Annotated in this window: 23 protein-coding genes; 5 read left to right on the forward strand and 18 right to left on the reverse strand. The window is 72.6% G+C overall.

Translation table 11 applies throughout. The features are described 5' to 3' along the window. The first annotated feature begins 153 nt into the window (after window positions 1-153). Window positions 154-525 (forward strand): PRC-barrel domain containing protein, encoded by a 372-nt coding sequence (locus ABTY56_RS21145; RefSeq protein WP_350630485.1) that lies wholly within the window; start codon window positions 154-156, stop codon window positions 523-525. Window positions 526-588: 63 nt separating this feature from the next. Here the strand turns inward: ABTY56_RS21145 and ABTY56_RS21150 are convergent, their stop codons facing one another. The 3 genes from ABTY56_RS21150 to ABTY56_RS21160 all read right to left on the reverse strand — a co-directional run bounded on the left by ABTY56_RS21150 (window position 589) and on the right by ABTY56_RS21160 (window position 2,639). After that, entirely contained in the window at window positions 589-1,068 is a 480-nt protein-coding gene (locus tag ABTY56_RS21150; RefSeq protein ID WP_350630486.1) for an ATP-binding protein, read from the reverse strand. 162 nt (window positions 1,069-1,230) lie between these two features. Beyond that, complete coding sequence (locus ABTY56_RS21155) at window positions 1,231-1,626, reverse strand: STAS domain-containing protein (RefSeq protein WP_350630487.1); 396 nt, start codon at window positions 1,624-1,626, stop codon at window positions 1,231-1,233. A 110-nt stretch (window positions 1,627-1,736) separates the two neighbouring features. Then, complete coding sequence (locus ABTY56_RS21160; protein WP_350630488.1) at window positions 1,737-2,639, reverse strand: SigB/SigF/SigG family RNA polymerase sigma factor; 903 nt, start codon at window positions 2,637-2,639, stop codon at window positions 1,737-1,739. Between the two features lie 204 nt (window positions 2,640-2,843). Between ABTY56_RS21160 and ABTY56_RS21165 the strand changes: the two genes are divergently transcribed. After that, window positions 2,844-3,266 carry a tautomerase family protein gene (locus ABTY56_RS21165; RefSeq protein ID WP_350630489.1) on the forward strand — a complete coding sequence of 141 codons (423 nt, stop codon included), beginning with the start codon at window positions 2,844-2,846 and terminating at the stop codon, window positions 3,264-3,266. Between the two features lie 47 nt (window positions 3,267-3,313). Here ABTY56_RS21165 and ABTY56_RS21170 read toward each other — a convergent pair whose 3' ends face one another. The 3 genes from ABTY56_RS21170 to ABTY56_RS21180 all read right to left on the reverse strand — a co-directional run bounded on the left by ABTY56_RS21170 (window position 3,314) and on the right by ABTY56_RS21180 (window position 5,205). Continuing rightward, window positions 3,314-3,613: a DUF7701 domain-containing protein gene (locus ABTY56_RS21170; protein ID WP_350630490.1), complete on the reverse strand. Its 300-nt coding sequence runs from the start codon at window positions 3,611-3,613 to the stop codon at window positions 3,314-3,316. Beyond that, window positions 3,610-4,095: a RipA family octameric membrane protein gene (locus ABTY56_RS21175; RefSeq protein ID WP_350630491.1), complete on the reverse strand. Its 486-nt coding sequence runs from the start codon at window positions 4,093-4,095 to the stop codon at window positions 3,610-3,612. The genes ABTY56_RS21170 and ABTY56_RS21175 overlap by 4 nt, the downstream gene beginning before the upstream one ends. A gap of 198 nt (window positions 4,096-4,293) precedes the next feature. After that, a complete protein-coding gene (locus ABTY56_RS21180) occupies window positions 4,294-5,205 on the reverse strand; it encodes an MBL fold metallo-hydrolase (RefSeq protein WP_350630492.1) in 912 nt (303 codons plus the stop codon). 245 nt (window positions 5,206-5,450) lie between these two features. Here ABTY56_RS21180 and ABTY56_RS21185 point away from each other — a divergent pair, with 245 nt between their 5' ends. Then, window positions 5,451-5,993 carry a TetR/AcrR family transcriptional regulator gene (locus tag ABTY56_RS21185; protein WP_502893160.1) on the forward strand — a complete coding sequence of 181 codons (543 nt, stop codon included), beginning with the start codon at window positions 5,451-5,453 and terminating at the stop codon, window positions 5,991-5,993. Between the two features lie 65 nt (window positions 5,994-6,058). Here ABTY56_RS21185 and ABTY56_RS21190 read toward each other — a convergent pair whose 3' ends face one another. Beyond that, complete coding sequence (locus tag ABTY56_RS21190) at window positions 6,059-9,028, reverse strand: AfsR/SARP family transcriptional regulator (RefSeq protein ID WP_350630494.1); 2,970 nt, start codon at window positions 9,026-9,028, stop codon at window positions 6,059-6,061. 295 nt (window positions 9,029-9,323) lie between these two features. Between ABTY56_RS21190 and ABTY56_RS21195 the strand changes: the two genes are divergently transcribed. Next, the gene (locus ABTY56_RS21195) at window positions 9,324-10,718 is read left to right on the forward strand and encodes a uracil-xanthine permease family protein (RefSeq protein WP_350630495.1); all 1,395 of its coding nucleotides are present in this window, start codon (window positions 9,324-9,326) and stop codon (window positions 10,716-10,718) included. A gap of 142 nt (window positions 10,719-10,860) precedes the next feature. Continuing rightward, entirely contained in the window at window positions 10,861-11,583 is a 723-nt protein-coding gene (locus tag ABTY56_RS21200; RefSeq protein WP_350630496.1) for a heparin lyase I family protein, read from the forward strand. Between the two features lie 63 nt (window positions 11,584-11,646). Here the strand turns inward: ABTY56_RS21200 and ABTY56_RS21205 are convergent, their stop codons facing one another. The 11 genes from ABTY56_RS21205 to ABTY56_RS21255 all read right to left on the reverse strand — a co-directional run bounded on the left by ABTY56_RS21205 (window position 11,647) and on the right by ABTY56_RS21255 (window position 16,190). After that, window positions 11,647-11,946, reverse strand: coding sequence for a hypothetical protein (locus tag ABTY56_RS21205; RefSeq protein WP_350630497.1), 300 nt, complete (start codon window positions 11,944-11,946; stop codon window positions 11,647-11,649). A 96-nt stretch (window positions 11,947-12,042) separates the two neighbouring features. Further along, complete coding sequence (locus ABTY56_RS21210) at window positions 12,043-12,342, reverse strand: hypothetical protein (RefSeq protein ID WP_350630498.1); 300 nt, start codon at window positions 12,340-12,342, stop codon at window positions 12,043-12,045. A gap of 96 nt (window positions 12,343-12,438) precedes the next feature. Further along, a complete protein-coding gene (locus ABTY56_RS21215; RefSeq protein WP_350630499.1) occupies window positions 12,439-12,735 on the reverse strand; it encodes a hypothetical protein in 297 nt (98 codons plus the stop codon). Beyond that, window positions 12,719-13,978, reverse strand: coding sequence for a hypothetical protein (locus ABTY56_RS21220; protein WP_350630500.1), 1,260 nt, complete (start codon window positions 13,976-13,978; stop codon window positions 12,719-12,721). Before ABTY56_RS21220 ends, ABTY56_RS21215 begins: the two co-directional genes overlap by 17 nt. A gap of 54 nt (window positions 13,979-14,032) precedes the next feature. Continuing rightward, a complete protein-coding gene (locus ABTY56_RS21225; RefSeq protein WP_350630501.1) occupies window positions 14,033-14,245 on the reverse strand; it encodes a DUF397 domain-containing protein in 213 nt (70 codons plus the stop codon). A 10-nt stretch (window positions 14,246-14,255) separates the two neighbouring features. Further along, window positions 14,256-14,468, reverse strand: a complete 213-nt coding sequence (locus tag ABTY56_RS21230) for a DUF397 domain-containing protein (protein ID WP_350630502.1) — start codon at window positions 14,466-14,468, stop codon at window positions 14,256-14,258. A gap of 11 nt (window positions 14,469-14,479) precedes the next feature. Then, complete coding sequence (locus tag ABTY56_RS21235; RefSeq protein ID WP_350630503.1) at window positions 14,480-14,692, reverse strand: DUF397 domain-containing protein; 213 nt, start codon at window positions 14,690-14,692, stop codon at window positions 14,480-14,482. Window positions 14,693-14,702: 10 nt separating this feature from the next. Beyond that, window positions 14,703-14,915, reverse strand: coding sequence for a DUF397 domain-containing protein (locus ABTY56_RS21240; protein ID WP_350630504.1), 213 nt, complete (start codon window positions 14,913-14,915; stop codon window positions 14,703-14,705). Window positions 14,916-14,925: 10 nt separating this feature from the next. Next, the gene (locus tag ABTY56_RS21245) at window positions 14,926-15,138 is read right to left on the reverse strand and encodes a DUF397 domain-containing protein (protein WP_350630505.1); all 213 of its coding nucleotides are present in this window, start codon (window positions 15,136-15,138) and stop codon (window positions 14,926-14,928) included. Between the two features lie 10 nt (window positions 15,139-15,148). Next, the gene (locus tag ABTY56_RS21250; protein ID WP_350630506.1) at window positions 15,149-15,376 is read right to left on the reverse strand and encodes a DUF397 domain-containing protein; all 228 of its coding nucleotides are present in this window, start codon (window positions 15,374-15,376) and stop codon (window positions 15,149-15,151) included. After that, window positions 15,351-16,190, reverse strand: coding sequence for a helix-turn-helix domain-containing protein (locus ABTY56_RS21255; protein WP_350630507.1), 840 nt, complete (start codon window positions 16,188-16,190; stop codon window positions 15,351-15,353). Before ABTY56_RS21255 ends, ABTY56_RS21250 begins: the two co-directional genes overlap by 26 nt. Window positions 16,191-16,326 lie beyond the last annotated feature (136 nt).

The following is a 16,326-nucleotide window of genomic DNA, read 5'->3' on the forward strand; positions in this document are numbered from 1 at the left end:
TCATTCCTCCCGGCACCCCGCCGGTACCCCGCCGGGGCGCGGCCGGGCGCAGGGGCGGCATGGAAGCGGCGGTGCGGGGCACGCGGTCCCCGCGCGTGGCGCCGGGCCCGGCAGTCCGGCCGGCTCTCGGCACGCGGCGGAAGGGAGCAGGGCATGAGCGGGAACGTCGGCATCTGGGAGTTCCGCAGCGCCGCCGGCCACACCGTCGGCGTCGACCTCGTCGGGTTCCACGTGGAGGCCGAGGACGGCCCGATCGGCCGGGTGGACCGGCTGTCCGAGGAGGTGGGCGCGCAGTACCTGGTGGTCGACACCGGCCCCTGGATCTTCGGGCGACGGGTGCTCCTGCCGGCCGGCACCGTCACCCGCATCGGGCTCGGGGAGCGGAAGGTGTACGTCGACCGGACCAAGGAGGAGATCCGCCGCGGCCCCGACCTCGACCCGGGGACGGCCGAGGCGGGGATCGACGTCCGCGACCGGTACGGGCTCTACTACGGCCCGTTCTACGGCAACGGCCGCATCCTCTGACCGCGCGTCCGGCCGCCGCGCCACCGGCCGCCCCCCGTACGGTGGTGGCCGGTCAGGCGCCGGTCAGGCGCCGGTCAGGCGCCGGGCGTCGAGCTCGGCCCAGATCGTCTTGCCCTGGCTGTGCGGTTCGGCGCCCCAGCGGTCGGCGATGCGCTGCACGATGACCAGGCCGTGGCCGCCGGGCAGGGCCGGCTCGTGCGGCAGGCGCGGGGCGGGCATGGCCGGGCTGCGGTCGCTGACCTCGACCCGCAGCCGGTGCGCGGCGGCGTCCAGGACCAGTTCCAGCGGGCCGTCACCGTGCAGCATGGCGTTGGCCACGAGTTCCGCCACCAGCAGGACGACGTCGGAGGCGACGCCTTCGTGGGCGTCCGGCGCGGGGGCGGGGCCGTACCAGTCGCCGAGGGCGCGCAGGGTGAAGGTCCTGGCGTGGGCGACCGGTTTGGGGAGCCCGGCCAGGGTCAGCCGTCGGCGCTGGCCGCCGGGGGGCAGCGCGGGCCCGGTCCGGTGCGGATCACCCTCCAGGGTTCCCCGGCTCATCGTCATGTGAGGGCACCCCTTCGGATCGACGGCGGTTGTCGCATGGTCGGTTTCCCGGCGCTTTCGGGATTATGCACCGGCCCGGGCCCGGGCCGCGTCCGAACGGCGCGGCCCGCGCCGGGGCCCGCCGGAGGGCCCGCCGGAGGGGCCCGGCCGGGCGCGCCGGGCTCAGGCCGTCAGGGCCGCTTCGACGGACGCGTGCAGGGAGAACACCGCGTGGGCGCCGGTCAGTTCGAGCACCCGCATGACGGTGGGAGACACGGCGGCCAGGTGCAGGGCCACCCCCTCCTCCCCCGCCGCGAGGCGGGTCTTGAGCAGCAGGTTCAGGCCGGAGGAGTCGCAGAAGCCCACCTGCGCGAGGTCGATCACCAGCGCCCGGGGGCGTTGCGCGACGAGGGCGGCGAGCGCGTCGGCGGCCGGCGCGAGCGTCTCGATGTCGAGGTCGCCCTCCAGTGCGCACACCAGCGCGCCGCCGGCGCCGGGACGGCTCCGCACCGCCGGTTCCGTCCGGGGCGCGGCGGCCGCCAGCGCGGTGTCCCGTCGGTCGTCGTCGGATGGCATCATCGTCGTCCCCTCCGTGTCCGTGCCCTCCGACCTTATGGAGGTCGCGCCCGTCGGCCAAGCAGGGGGGCGTGAACCGGCCCCGCCGCGGGCGGTTTCCCCGCGGCGCACGGTCAGGCGTCCTCCAGGCCCTCGCGCAGGCGTCGCAGGGTGCGGCTCAGCAGCCGGGAGACGTGCATCTGGGACAGACCGAGGCGTTCACCGATCTGGGACTGCGTCAGGTCCTCGCAGAAGCGCATCGAAAGGATGCGGCGTTCGCGCTCGGGCAGCGCGGCGACCAGCGGCTTGAGCGCCACCAGGTCCTCGACGAGGGCCAGGTCCCGGTCGTCCTCGCCGAGGCGCTCGCCCAGGGGCCCGGGGCGGTCGTCGTCCTCCGTGCCGGTGTCCAGGGAGCCCGCGGTGTGCGCGTTGGCGGCGGTCAGGCCCTCGACCACCTCCTCCGGGGACAGCCCCAGGCGGTCGGCGAGCTCGGCCACGGTGGGTGCGCGGTCCAGTTCCTGCGCCAGCTCCTCCTGGGCCCGGGCCAGGGCGATGCGCAGTTCCTGGAGGCGGCGCGGGACGTGGACGGCCCAGGTGGTGTCGCGGAAGTGGCGCCGGATCTCACCGAGGACGGTCGGCACGGCGAAGGTGGTGAACTCGACGCCGAGGTCGGGGTCGAAGCGGTCGATGGCCTTGATCAGGCCGACCGCGCCGACCTGCAGCAGGTCCTCCTGGGGCTCGCGGTGCGTGCTGAAGCGGCGGATCGCGAACCGCACCAGGGACAGGTTCATCTCCACCAGGGTGGCGCGGACGTAGGAGTACTCGCGCGTCCCCTCCTCCAGGGCGGCGAGGCGTCGCAGCAGCACCCGGGTGAGCTCCCGCGCGTCGGCCGGGGCGATCTCCCGCGGGTCGTCGACCTCGGCGAGTTGCGGCGGCAGCGGCTCCCGTGGCGCCGCGTCGGGCACGGCCGGACGGGACGACGGCCCGCCCGTCGACGGGTCGGCGGAGACGGGCAGTTCACCAGTGGGCGTGACCATCGGATTCCCTTCCTCGTGTCGGCACGGTCGAACGCCCCGGATACCCGGTGCCCGCCGATCGATGCGGGCTCCCGGGGTGGAGGTTTCGTGAAACCCGTTCGGGAACCGGGTGGGTGGCCCGCGAACCGCCCCACCCACTGCTGTACCTACTAGTATGTACAGCAGTGGGTGTCGGCCAGACGCCGCCCCGGGAAGGGAGTTGCCATGCCGTTCGTCCGGATCGACGCGTCGGGAGCCGACCCCGCCCGGCTCGACGCCCTCGGGCGCGCCGTGCACGAGGCGCTGGTGGAGACGCTCGGCATCCCGCCCGACGACCTCTTCCAGGTCCTGGTCGGGCACGACGGCGTCAGCGGCGCGCTGCGCTACGGCGGCTACCTGGGTGTGCACCGGGACGAGGGGATCGTCTACGTCTCGATCACGCTGCGCGCCGGGCGCCCGGCCGCGCGCAAGCGGGCGCTGTACCGCCGGATCGCCCGGCTCGCCCAGGCGTACGCGGGCACGGAGCCGCGCAACGTGTTCGTCGTCCTCACCGAGAACGCGCCGGTGGACTGGTCGCTCGGCCACGGGCTCGCCCAGTACGCCCTCCCGGCGGAGGAGGCGGAGGCGGAGGAGGAGGGTCCGGAGTGACCCTGCCGTTCGGGCCGCGGCGGGGCGCGCCGCGGCCCCGGACGCCGTCAGGCCGTGGGGTGGTGGAGCTTGCGGGCGGCGGTGCGGATGGCCAGCGTGTACGGGGTGTCGAGGGCGCGGGTGGGGGCGTCGAGCTCGTCGAAGGGCACCAGGGCGCGGTGGCTGTCGTCGGTGGCCTGGGTCCAGGCGGTCCAGGCGTTGTGGACGTCCTCGTCGGTGACCGCGTCGCCCTTGGCCTGGAGCAGGACGGCGTAGATGCGGAACAGGTCGTCGGAGCCCGCGGGAGGTCTCGCCTCCGAGGGCAGGCAGTCGCGGATCAGATCGGCGATCGGGTCGAGGTGGCTCATGAGGACAGTGTGCCGCCGGCCAGGGTGCCGGTGAGGAGGATCAGGTGGGCCGCCGCGAAGACCACCGGCACCGCCCGCTCGGTGGTGCCGAGTTCGGTGTAGTGCTTGTGCCAGCGGCCGCCGCGGGAGGCGCTCCTGAGGGTGTCCCACTCGTCGGTGTAGATCCGCGCCGCGAGCCGGTCCTCCAGGCCGTTGATGACCTTGAACTTGGCGGCGTTGAGGTCCCGGTAGCTGCGCAGCTGCATCCACCAGGCGAGGGAGAGGGTGATGCCGGCCAGCGCCACGGCCGTCGGCACCCACCACGGGGACTCGGAGAGCCGGGGTATGCCGAATCCGATCAGGGTGACCAGCGCGGTCTGCACGGACAGGAAGAAGGTGTTGGCGCTGCCCCGGCGGGCCGAGACGCGGTCGGCCATCTCCACGGCGAGCTTGTAGAGCTCCAGCAGTTCGCTCGGTCGGTCCGGCTCCGGCGGGACGGTCATCGCGGCTCCCTCGGTCGGGCGGGGCGGGCACGGGCGGCGAGGACGAACCGTTCGGGCACGGTGCCGCCCCGTCGGCACTGATGCGACGTCACTTTCCCTGCGGCGCCGCGTTCTACCGGCCGCGCGCGGGCCGGTCCGGCCACGCCTTTGGCCACGGCCGCGCCTCGAGCCCCGCCGCTCCTCGAGCCCCGCCGCTCCTCAGGCCGCGGGGACGGGCTCCAGGCGGTAGGCGTCGCCGTGGGTGCGGACGCGGCCGGCGGTGGGCGGGGCGAAGTGGGTGCCCAGCAGGAGGGTCCCGGTGTCGGCGAGCGAGGCGAGCAGGGCGCGGCGGGTGGTCCGGGAGCGCTCGGGGTCGATGTCGACGCAGGCGCCGACGCCGGGGTGGGCGAGCTGGACGGGGTGGTGGACGCAGTCGCCGGTGATCAGCGCGGTGCTGCCCCGGCTGGTCAGTTCGACGGCGACGTGCCCCGGGGTGTGGCCGGGGGTGGGCAGCAGGCGCAGGCCGGGGGCGACGGTGAGGCCCTCGGCGGGGACGTCGAGGAGGTCGAGCAGGCCCGCGTGCTCGACCGGGAGGACGGAGTCCTCGAACATCTGCCGGCGCGCGTCCTCCATCGGGTGGCCGGCCCAGAACTCCCGCTCGGTGCGGGAGGTGAGGTAGCGGGCACGGGGGAAGGTCGGGACCCAGCGGCCGTCCACGCTGCGGGTGTTCCAGCCGACGTGGTCGGCGTGCAGGTGGGTGAGGATGACCAGGTCGACGGCGTCGGCGGGGAAGCCGGCGGCGGCCAGGCGCTGCTCGTAGTCGGTGTCCAGGTCGTGCCAGGCGGGGTTGGCGCGCTGCTTGCCGTTGCCGATGCCGGTGTCGACGAGGACGCGCAGGCCGCCCACGGTGAACGCGAAGGTGTGGCTGGCCAGGCGCAGCGTGCCGTCCGGGTCGGCGAAGTGGGGGTGCAGCCAGTCCTGACCGGTCACCAGCTCGGGGGTGGCGTCGGGCAGGAGCCAGGGGCCGGTCTCGCGGGGCAGCGGGATCTCGTCGACGCGGTGGACGGTGATGTCCCCCACGGTCCAGGTCGGGTCGGGAGCGGGAGCCGGGGCGGAGGCGGGGGCGGGCATCGGGGTGCTCCTTCGTCTTCGTCGTGGCGCGGCCTGGCCGCACCGCTAAAAGCAACGGGTTTGCGTTAGGTGGAGAATAGAACCCGCGAGCCGACTAACGCAAACCATTAGCTTTTATGGCGGGCGCGGTGGTGGCACAGCAGCGGCGCGGCGGCGGCCGGCGACGGCGTGGCTGCGGCGTGACAGCGCGGCCCGCTCTAAACGCAACGGCTGCGCTTTAAGATGGCCCCATGAGTGGCAGGCAGATGGTGCGCCCCGGCGGGCGCAGCGCCCGGGTCCAGGCGGCGGTGCACACCGCCGTGCGCGAGCTGCTGGCGGAGACGGGCCGGGACGGGCTGACGGTGCCGATGGTCGCCCAGCGGGCCGGGGTCACCCCGTCGACGGTCTACCGCCGCTGGGGCGACCTCCAGGAGCTGCTGTCGGACGTCGCGGTGGAGCGCCTGCGGCCCGACACCGCGCCGTCGGACCACGGCGACCTGCGGCGCGACCTGACGGCCTGGGCCGAGCAGTTCCTCGACGAGATGGCCTCCCCCGCGGGCCGCGCCTACGTGCGCGACGCCCTGCTCGGCGACCCCGACGGCGGCAACGCCGGCCGCTGCTCGGCCTACGCCGCCGAGCAGCTCGACACCGTCCTCGCCCGCGCCCGCGAACGCGGGCAGCGGCCGCCCGGGGTCGAGGAGGCGATGGACCGCGTCGTCGCGCCGCTGATGTACCGGATCCTGTTCCGCCCGGACGGGCTGGACGCCGCCTACGCCGGCCGGCTGGTGGCCGACCTCCTCGGCACCTGACCCCGCCACCGGGTCAAGCGCACGCACCGCGCCCGGTCCGCACGCACCACCGCGCCCGGCACCGGTCAGCAGGGCCCCCGGCCGTACACCCCGGCCGTGGCCGTGGCCGTCGCCGTGGTCGCCGCCGTCGGAGCTGTCGGAGCCGTGACCGCCCCGGGAGCCGCCGTGGCCGGGAGGGACCGCAGGGCCGCCAGGGCGCCCGCCTCGCCCTCGCCGTACTGGTGGGCGCGGGCGGCGCGGAGGGCGGCTTCGAGGTGGAGGGCGGCTTCCTCCGGGTGGCCGGTGGCGGCGAGGGCGCGGCCGTAGAGGGTCTGCAGCAGGACGCGGCGGGCGGCGGGGAAGGGCGGTTCGGCGACGGCCAGGCCGCGGGCGGCGTGGTGGGCGGCCTCGTCGGGGGCGCCGGCGCTCAGGCATTCCTGGGCGAGGTGCTGGCGGGCGAGGGCGACCAGGTCGGCGCGGTCGGCCCGCTCGGACAGCGAGAGGGCGCGCACCAGCAGGCCGCGGACCCGCGCGTTGGGGCCGTAGCGGCCGAGGGCGACGGCCAGGTTCATCAGGGCGACGGCCTGCGCGGTGCCGTCGCCGGCCCGGGCGGCGAGGTCGGGGGCGCGCTCCAGGTGGACGAGGGCCTGCTCGTGGCGGCCCTCCTCCAGCAGGACCCAGCCGAGCAGGGCGCGGGCCCGGGACTGGGCGGCCGGGTCCTGGTCGGCCTCGGCGGCGGCCAGGCCGTGTTCGAGCAGCGGCACCCAGCCGTCCCGGACCTGCCACACGATCAGCGGCCACTGCAGCAGGACCAGGCGCCAGGCCCGGTCGTGCAGTCCGGCCGCGACCGCCGCCTCGACCGCGCCGCGCAGGGTGTCCCGCTCGGCGGCGTACCAGGCGAGCGCGCTCGCGCGGTCCGGGAAGGGGCGCACGTCGGCGGGGCGCCGGGTGCCGGGCGGCAGGGTGCAGCAGGGCTCGCTGCCCGGTTCGGCGGCGTCGCAGGCGGCGACCAGGGTGTTCAGCAGGTGGTCGAGCAGGCGCGGCAGCACCTCGTCGTCGACGTCGCCGGGCAGGCTGCGGGCGTAGAGGCGGACGAGGTCGTGGAGGGCGTAGGCGTCCCGGCCGATCTCGACGAGGAGGTGGGCGGTGGCGAGCCGGCCGAGGGCGCCGGAGGCCTCGGCAGTGCTGCAGTCGGCGAGGGCGGCGGCGGTGCGGCTGTCGAGGGTGGTGCCGGTGTGGGCGCCGAGGCGGTGGAACATCCGGCGGGCGGACCGGGGCAGGTGCTGGACGGTGAGGCCGAGCGCGGCGGCGACGCTGGTGTCCTCGACGTCGAGGATGCCCAACCGGCCCTGTTCGTCGGCCAGTTCGTCGGCGAGGGTGGCCAGGTCACGGGCCGGGCCGGTGGCGACGCGGGCGGCGGCCAGGCGCAGGGCGAGCGGCAGGCCGTCGCACAGGCCGGCCAGCCGGGCGGCGGCTTCGGGTTCGGCGGCGACCAGGTCGGCGCCGAGGGTGGCGGCGAGCAGGGTGACGGCCTGCGGCGGCGACAGCTCGGCGAGCGGGACGGGGCGGGCGGCGTCGGAGGCGACCAGGCCGCCGAGCCGGTCGCGGCTGGTGACCAGGGTGACGCAGCCGTCGCCGTCGGGCAGCAGCGGGCGGACCTGGTCGGAGCGGCGGGCGTTGTCCAGGACGATGAGCATCCTGCGCCCGTCGGTCAGCTCGCGGTAGCGGGCGGCCAGGGCCTCGGGGGTCGCGGGCATCTGCTCGGCGGGCAGGCCGAGGCCGAGCAGCAGTTCGCGCAGGACGGCGGGGGTGGAGCGTTCGGGCAGCGGGCTGTGGCCGCACAGGTCGACGAACAGCCGCCCGTCGGGGAAGTCGTCCTGGCGGCGGTGGGCCCAGTACAGGGCGAGGGTGGTCTTGCCGACCCCGGCGCCGCCGGTGACGACGGCGATCGCGCCGGGGCCGGCGGTGGCCCGGTCGAGCGCGGCCAGTTCGTCCTCCCGGCCGGAGAAGCCGCGCGGGCGGCGGGGGAAGGGCCAGGGCGCGGGGCGCGGCCGGCGGACGGCGGGGGCCGGCCCGGCGGTGGCGGGAACGGGTGCGGGGACAGGAACGGGGGCGGGGACGGGAACGGGGGCGGGGACGGGGGCCGCGGCCGGGGCGGGGGTGGGTGCGGCGGCGGCAGGCCCGGCGGCGGTTGCGGCGGGGGTGCGTACGGCGGCGGCGCGGGCGTGTGCGGGTTCCGGGTCGGGGGCGCAGGACGGGCCGCCGACGGTGGGCACCCGCGGCGGCGGGACCCGGCCGGGCCGCAGGGCGGCGGCGTCGGTGCGCAGCAGGGAGTCGTAGGCCTCGACGAGTTCGGGCCCGGGGTCGATGCCCAGCTCCTCGGCCAGGGCCCGGCGGGTGCGGTGGAACCAGTCGAGTGCCTCCGAGCGCCGCCCGGCGCGGCCGAGTGCCAGGACGAGCGCGGCGACCAGCGGCTCGCGCAGCGGGTTCATGACGGCCTCGGTGGACAGTACGCCGGCCGCCGCGCCGTGGTCGCCGAGCCGGCCGTGGGCGCGGGCCAGTTCCTCGACGGCGGCGAGGCGCAGTTCCTCCAGGGCGTGCGCGGCGCACTGCAGCGGGACGCTGGGCGCGGCGCCGGCGAGTGCGGGGCCGCGCCACAGCGCGAGCGCCTCCTGGAGCGCGGTGACCGCGTCGGTGGTGTCGGGTGTCGACCGGGCGCGGCGCAGGAGGTGTTCGAAGCGGGCGGTGTCCACCGCGAGTTCGGGCACCCGCAGCAGGTAGGCGCCGCCGTCGGTGACCAGTTCGACGCCGCCGGCGGGCGCGCCGTGCGCGGCGAGCAGTGCGCGCAGGCCGGAGACGTGGTTGTGGATGACGGTGCGTGAGTGCCGGGGCGGTTCCTCGTCCCACAGGGTCTCGGTGAGGCGGTCGACGGTGACCGGTGCGCCGGGGTTCAGCAGCAGCATGGCCAGCAGGCTGCGGCGTTTGGCGGACCCGGTCGGCAGCTCCCGGCCGTCCGGGGCCACCGCGGCCACCGAGCCCAGCAGTCGGAAATCCAAGACCCGCCCCTCATTGATGTGACAAGCATATGACAGTGGGCGGCATGTCGATCATGGGCTGTCTCCCGGGTGGCGGAGCGCCGCCCGCCGGATGACGCAAGCGTGCGCGGAGATCCGTCCCGGCCGCCAGCGGTCACGGGCAGTCAGGGACGCCGGAACGCCCGGGCGGGCTCTGACCAGGCACGATGCCTGGCCCCTGGAACGCGCGGACGGGACGCGCGGATTCGGCGGAACACCCGGCGGCCACCAGAATGGGGCGGACCATTACCCGGAAGTACAGAGAAAGCGATACCTCATGGATCTCGGCGTGCGCTGGAAGCTGCATGGTGACGGGCGCACGCCCGCGCCGGGGGCGGTGGTCCGCCCCGACGAACGGCTCTCCTGGCCCCGTACCGCAGGACTGGGCGCCCAGCACGTGGTGGCGATGTTCGGGGCCAGCTTCGTGGCGCCCGTCCTGATGGGGCTCGACCCGAACCTCGCGATCATGATGTCCGGCGTGGCGACCGTGATCTTCCTGCTGGCCACCCGCGGCCGGGTGCCCAGCTACCTGGGCTGCTCGCTGTCCTTCGTGGGCGTCGCCGCGGTGATCCGGGCACAGGGCGGCACCAGCGCGACGGTGACCGGCGCGGTGTTCGTGGTGGGCGCGGCGCTGTTCCTGGTGGGCCTGGCGGTCCAGCGGTTCGGGGCGCGGATCATCCACGCGGCGATGCCGCCGATCGTCACCGGCGCGGTGGTCATGCTGATCGGCTTCAACCTGGCCCCGGTGACCGCGTCGGTGTACTGGCCGCAGGACCAGTGGACGGCGCTGCTGGTGATGCTCTTCACCGGGCTGGCCGTGGTGGGCCTGCGCGGCTTCTGGTCACGGGTGGCGATCTTCCTGGGGCTGGTCTTCGGGTACGGGATCTCCTGGCTGTTCGACCGGGTCTTCGGGAAGATCCACTCGGTGGACGCGAGCGGCCACCTGACCGACCACTGGCGCCTGGACCTGTCGGGCGTCGGCAAGGCGGACTGGGTCGGCCTGCCCACCCTGCACGGCCCCTCCTTCCAGTGGTCCGCGATCCTGGTCGCGCTGCCCGTGGTGATCGCGCTGGTCGCGGAGAACGCCGGACACGTCAAGGCCGTCGGCGAGATGACGGGCACGAACCTGGACGACAAGCTGGGCACCGCGATCTCGGCGGACGGCGTGGCCTCCATGCTCTCCACCGCCGTCGGCGGCCCGCCCAACACCACGTACTCGGAGAACATCGGCGTCATGGCCGCGACCCGGGTCTACTCCACCGCCGCGTACTGGGCCGCGGCCTGCTTCGCCCTGCTCTTCGGCATCTGCCCGAAGTTCGGCGCCGTCGTCGCCGCGATCCCCGGCGGAGTGCTGGGCGGCATCACCGTCATCCTGTACGGCATGATCGGCCTGCTCGGCGCGCAGATCTGGACCAAGTCCGGGGTGGACCTGCGCAATCCGCTCAACCTGGTGCCGGCCGCCGCGGGCATCATCATCGGCATCGGCAACGTGACCCTGAAGTTCACCGACACCTTCAGCCTCAGCGGCATCGCCCTGGGCACCCTGGTCGTCATCACCGGCTACCACGCCCTGCGGGCGCTCGCCCCCGCCCACCTCAAGGTCCAGGAGCCGCTCCTGGACGAGGGCACCTCCTCGTACGACGAGCAGGCCGGGGCCGGGGCCGGTAGCTGACGGCCGGCGAGGACACGGGCGGCACGGGCGGAAGTGGCCCCGCGGCTACTTCCGCCCGTGCTTCCGCCTGGTCCGCGGGCCCGACGGATGGTCGAATCGCTGCGAACGCCCCGCGCCGACCGTCCGACCCCCCGGGAGAGGCATGTCCGACCTGACCGACCGCCGCAAGCTCGCCTACGGGAGCGTGGCCGCCGCCGTCCTCGCACTCTCCTGGGCCGCCGCGACCCCCAGCAGCGCGGCAGGGCAGGTCCTGTGGACCCCGAGCACCAGCAAGGGGGCGTCCTCCTTCGCCGCCGTGCAGTGCGCCTCGGGCAACTTCAAGGTCGTGAACGACGCCGCCAAGGGCAAGGTGTGGCGGGCCCACCAGGCCGCCGGGCAGGAACGCTGCGAAACGCTCAGCCCCGACCTGAAGAACGGCGAGACCTTCTACCTGGGCTGGTCGTCCAAGGTGGACATCAAGGACGCCAACAGCCGGTACGTCTTCCAGCTCAAGTGCGACCCCAGCACGGACACGGCCAACCACCCGATCGAGATCGACGCGACCAACGGCCGCATCAGACTGCAGGAGTGGGACACCGACCACGTGGCGCACACACTGTGGACCGCGCCGACGGCCAACGGCCAGTGGCACTCCTACGCGCTGAAGATCCGCCTCGGCCGCACCGACGGCACGATCGACTTCTGGTTCGACGGCAAGAAGCAGACCTTCACCACCGGCTCGGGCACCTTCAAGGGCACCACCTGGGACGGCAACCGCAACTACCTCAAGTGGGGCTCGTACCACGAGTCCACGGGCGACGCCACGAACACCTTCACCAGCCCGGTGATGGCCACCACCCTGGAGGCGGCCACCGCCGGCTCGTAAGAGGGGCGCGGAAACGTCCGCAGGCCCGGACCGCATGTGGGAGCGGCCCGGGCCTGCGGCATGTCAGGCCTGCTCGCGCTCCGCATCCCGCTCGCGCGTCCTGCGCAGCATCTCCCTCACCTTGGCCAAGCTCTCGGGGCGTACCGGAGCCTTGCTCTCTGCGACGACCAGCGGATACTGCCGTGCTTGCGGGAGGAGTTCGTCGTAGCGCGGATCCCCCGGCTCGAACTTGTGCCACCCGTCGTAGAAGAACCCCTCCGGAGCCTTTCCGCCGTACTGCTGCCAGATGGTGACGCCATCGGCGTCGAGCCTCGGATGCCCGGTGACGTGGTAGCTCTCAGATTGCTCAGAATGCTCGCTCAAAACAGTCCTCCAGAATCTGCGCCGCCCCGTGGCTTGCGCGGCGGAGACGTCCGCAGGGCCGGGCCGCTCCCACAAGCAACCCGGGCCTGCGGCACGTCAGGACTGCTCGTGCTCCGCTTTCCACTCCCGCGTCTTGCGCTGCATCTCCTCCAGCCTGGCCAAGGTCTTGGGGTAGATCGGGGCTGTGCTCTCTTCAACGACCAGCGGATACTGCCGTGCCGTCGGGAGCAGCTCGTCGTAGCGCGGATCCCCCGGCACGAACTTGTGCCACCCGTCGTAGAAGAACCCCTCCGGAGCCCTTCCGCCGTACTGCTGCCAGATGGTGACGCCATCGGCGTCGAGCCTCGGATGCCCGGTGACGTGGTAGCTCTCAGATTGCTCAGAATGCTCGCTCAAAACAGTCCTCCAGAATCTGCGCCGCCCCGTGGCTTGCGCGGCGGAGACGTCCGCAGGGCCGGGCCGCTCCCACAAGCAACCCGGGCCTGCGGCACGTCAGGACTGCTCGTGCTCCGCTTTCCACTCCCGCGTCTTGCGCCGCATCTCCTGGAGCTTGGCCAAGGTCTTGGGGTAGACCGGGGCCGTGCTCTCCTCGACATCCTGCGGATTCTGCCGAGCGGCGGGAAGCAGCTCGTCGTAACGAGGGTCCCCCGGCTCGAAGTTGTGCCACCCGTCGTAGAAGAACCCCTCCGGGGCCTTTCCGCCGTACCGCTGCCAGATCGTGACGCCATTGGCGTCGAGCATCGGATGCCCGGTGACGTGGTAGGTCTCGGAATCAGAATGCTCGCTCAAAGTAACCCTCCAGAATCTGCGCCGCCTCGCGGTCGCCGTACGTGAACTTTTCCAGTGTCCCGGCAGTCCAGTGATTGAACGCCTCGGCGAAGTACTCGTGCGGCTGGCGGGTGTACGCATCCAAACGCGGATTGTCGCCGATCCGGTCCAGGACCTGCTGTCGCGCATGCAGCCACTCCGGCTGGCGACTCAGATTGCCGTAGGCTTCATCGACCGCGTGCCCGAACTCATGGACCGCAACACTACTGGGCGCCTTGGCAATGGAATTGACCAGGAGTCTACGCTGGCCGGGTACGTACATACCAGGTATGAAATCCGCCGGTGACGTGCCCCCTACCGGGTTCACGCCGGCGAGATGGTAGCCGCCCGGCAGTTGAGTGATGGGCCTGGGACCGATGCTGACCCCGCCGCCCGGCACCTCTTTCAGATGGTCCCAGACCTTGTCGAAGATGTGCCCCGGGACGCGTGCCAGCTCCGTTTCCACCTTGTCGATGCTCGGATGATCTTCAACGTACTCAAGCGGCAGCTTCCCGGGCATCGGCAGTTCGACTGGCTTGGCATGCCTCGGGCCGCGTGGAACGTTCTCGCCGGGACGTCCGCGTGGTCCTGCCGCGCCGCCGGCAGCGCCGACGACGACGTCGAGGGGCATGACCGGGCCGGTCTTGAACTCGGCGTCGTAGCCGATGCTGAGGCCGGCGCCGGTGACCATTTGGCCGGGGAGGGTGTCGGCGGCGTTGGCGACCTTGGCCAGGCCGGCGAGGACGACCGAGGCGCTTTCGGCACGTTCGGCGGCGTTGACGACGATGCGTCCGCCGGCGCCGAGGCCGCCGCCGGCGGCGCCCATGATCTCGCCGGTCTCGGCGGAGTCGAGGGCCTCGGTGAGGCTGTAGCCGCCGTCGAAGAACTCGACCCGGATCGGCTGGGCAACGGCGAGGTCCACGGTGATCGCCTCGACGGCACCGAAGGCGGCGCCCACCAGGACGGTGGCGGCGATCGTGGCGACGACCTCGGAGACGGCGACGCCCACCGACGCGGCGGTGGCGACGATGCCCGCGGCGGTGGCGGCGGCGATGTCCGCGGAGATGCTGAAGGTGACGAAGGCCAGCGCGGCGCCGACGACCAGGGTGCCGCCGACGATCGCGGCCTCCTCCTCCAGCTTCTTGATCGCCTTGTCGACCATTCCGGTGGTCAGACTGAGCAACGAACTGACGGGGTTTCGGTTCTGGCGCGTGACATCGGTCACGCCCGCAGGCCCGGACCGCCTGCGGCGGCGGTCCGGGCCGGCGGCACGTGAGGTTCAGACGGAGCCGAACTCACCACTGCGAACGGCGGCGACGAACGACTCCCAGGCTGCGGCGGGGAAGACGAGGGCGGGGCCCTGGGGATCCTTCGAGTCACGGACCGGGGCCAGGCCGGGGAAGTCGGGAGCCACCTCGACGCAAGTACCGCCGTTGTTGCTGTAGGAGGACTTGAACCACTGGGCGCCGGACAGGTCTACACGGGGAATCACGACGCTCCTCTCAGACTTCGCCGAACTCACCGCTACAGACAGCGGCGACGAACGACTCCCACGCCCCGACAGGGAAGAGCAGGGTCGGCCCCTGGGGGTCTTTCGAGTCACGGACCGGCATCAGCTCACGAGAGCCTCGCGCGACCTCAAGGCAGTTGCCGCCCTGTTGACTGTATGTCGACTTCACCCACGAAGCGCCGGACAGATCTACGCGGCCGATCATTGGACTTCCTCTCAGACCTCGCCGAACTCTCCACTGCGGACAGCAACAACGAACGACACCCAGGCCTCGGCGGCAAAGAGCAGGGCCGGCCCATTGGGGTCCTTGGAGTCGCGGACAGGTATCACACCAGGGAAGGCGGTTGCTACCTCCACGCAGTTGCCCCCGTTGTTGCTGTAGGAGGACTTGAACCACTGGGCGACGGCCTGGTCTAGGCGGTCGGTCATGACGCTCCTCTCACAGTTCGCCGAACTCACCACTGCGGACGGCGGCGACGAATGACTCCCACGCAGTGACCGGGAAGACGAGGGCAGGCCCCTGCGGGTCCTTCGAGTCACGGACCGGCATGACGCCCAGGTAGCCATCTGCAACTTCGACGCAGCCGCCCTGCCCGTTGCTGTACGTGCTCTTCCGCCACTTGGCGCAGGTCAGGTCTACGCGGTCGGTCATGACACTCCTCTCACACCTCGCCGAACTCGCCACCCCGGACGGCGACGACGAACGACTCCCAGGCTGCGCCGGGGAAGACGAGGGCGGGGCCCTGGGGATCCTTCGAGTCACGGACCGGGGCCAGGCCAGGGAAGTCGGGAGCCACCTCGACGCAGCTACCGCCGTTGTTGCTGTAGGAGGACTTGAACCACTGGGCACCGGTCAGGTCTACACGGGGAATCACGACATTCCTCTCAGACTTCGCCGAACTCACCGCTACAGACAGCAGCGACGAACGACTCCCACGCCCCGACAGGGAAGAGCAGGGTCGGTCCCTGGGGGTCTTTCGAGTCACGGACCGGCATCAGCTCACGAGAGCCTCGCGCGACCTCAAGGCAGTCGCCGCCCTGTTGACTGTATGTCGACTTCACCCACGACGCGGAAGCCAAGTCGAGATCAGCCATGAGATTCCTTCCGAGCATGGAGTATCAGTTCGAGAGTCGCCGACTCGGCCAGCGCCCCCACCTGGAGGCGATCGTATCGCCTGCGCCAGTCACGGAGCCGGTCGTCATCCCGCTCGACGTGCCCTCGCCCCTCGGATTCAGAGTAACCAAACAGGGAGCCGTCAGGGAGCGTCAGCAGCCGCATAGGCAGGGCGAACGGCCTGTGCTCCCCCATACTGAACGGTGCTACCTGAAGGACTACGCGTCCCTGCTCGCAGAGCTGTTCAAGTTGCCCAAGCTGCTCCCGCATGACCTCCGGGCCGCCGATGATCCGCCGGAGGCAGCTCTCGTCCAACACGGCGTGGATGAGCGGCGGATCTCGTCGCGCCAGGGCTTCCTGCCGCGCGAGCAGGAAGGTCAGCCTCTCTTCCGCTTGCTGGGGAGTGATGTCCCTTCGGCGGACGTCCGCCCTGGCAAGAGCCGCCGCGTAGGACTTCGTTTGCAGCAAGCCGGGAATGACACCGAGTTCGAAGATCCGGATCTCACTGGCTCGCGTCTCGTTGGCCGCGTACTCCGGAAAGCCCTCCAGCAATGCCGAGTGCTTGGCCTGGAGCCACATCAGCAGCAGGGTTCCGCCCGTCGCCAGCACTCGGTCGGCATCACGTGCGAACTTCTCGCTCGGCGGGGTCCGGCCAGGCGGGGCAAGTTCAGCGTAGGAGACATAGGAGGGATCAACCCCCACGAGCCTCGCCAGCTGGGCCTGTGTGAGGCCAGCTGCCTTGCGTGACCTGCGAAGTTGCACCCCAAAGGGCGCCCACGGTCCTGAAGTTGGATCAAGTTCCTTGAGATTCACTGATCTTCACCTACTTGCCGGGCACTGACTTCAAGCTTCAGATCGGCTTCCGATAGTAGGGGCGATCAGGCCACCATGGCTACACCCGGTGATTCGCCGGAAGCGCAGCGCTACCTGTGGAGACCCCCGTGCCCGA

It is taken from the genome of Kitasatospora sp. NPDC097691, assembly GCF_040302665.1.
Taxonomy (GTDB): Bacteria; Actinomycetota; Actinomycetes; order Streptomycetales; family Streptomycetaceae; genus Kitasatospora.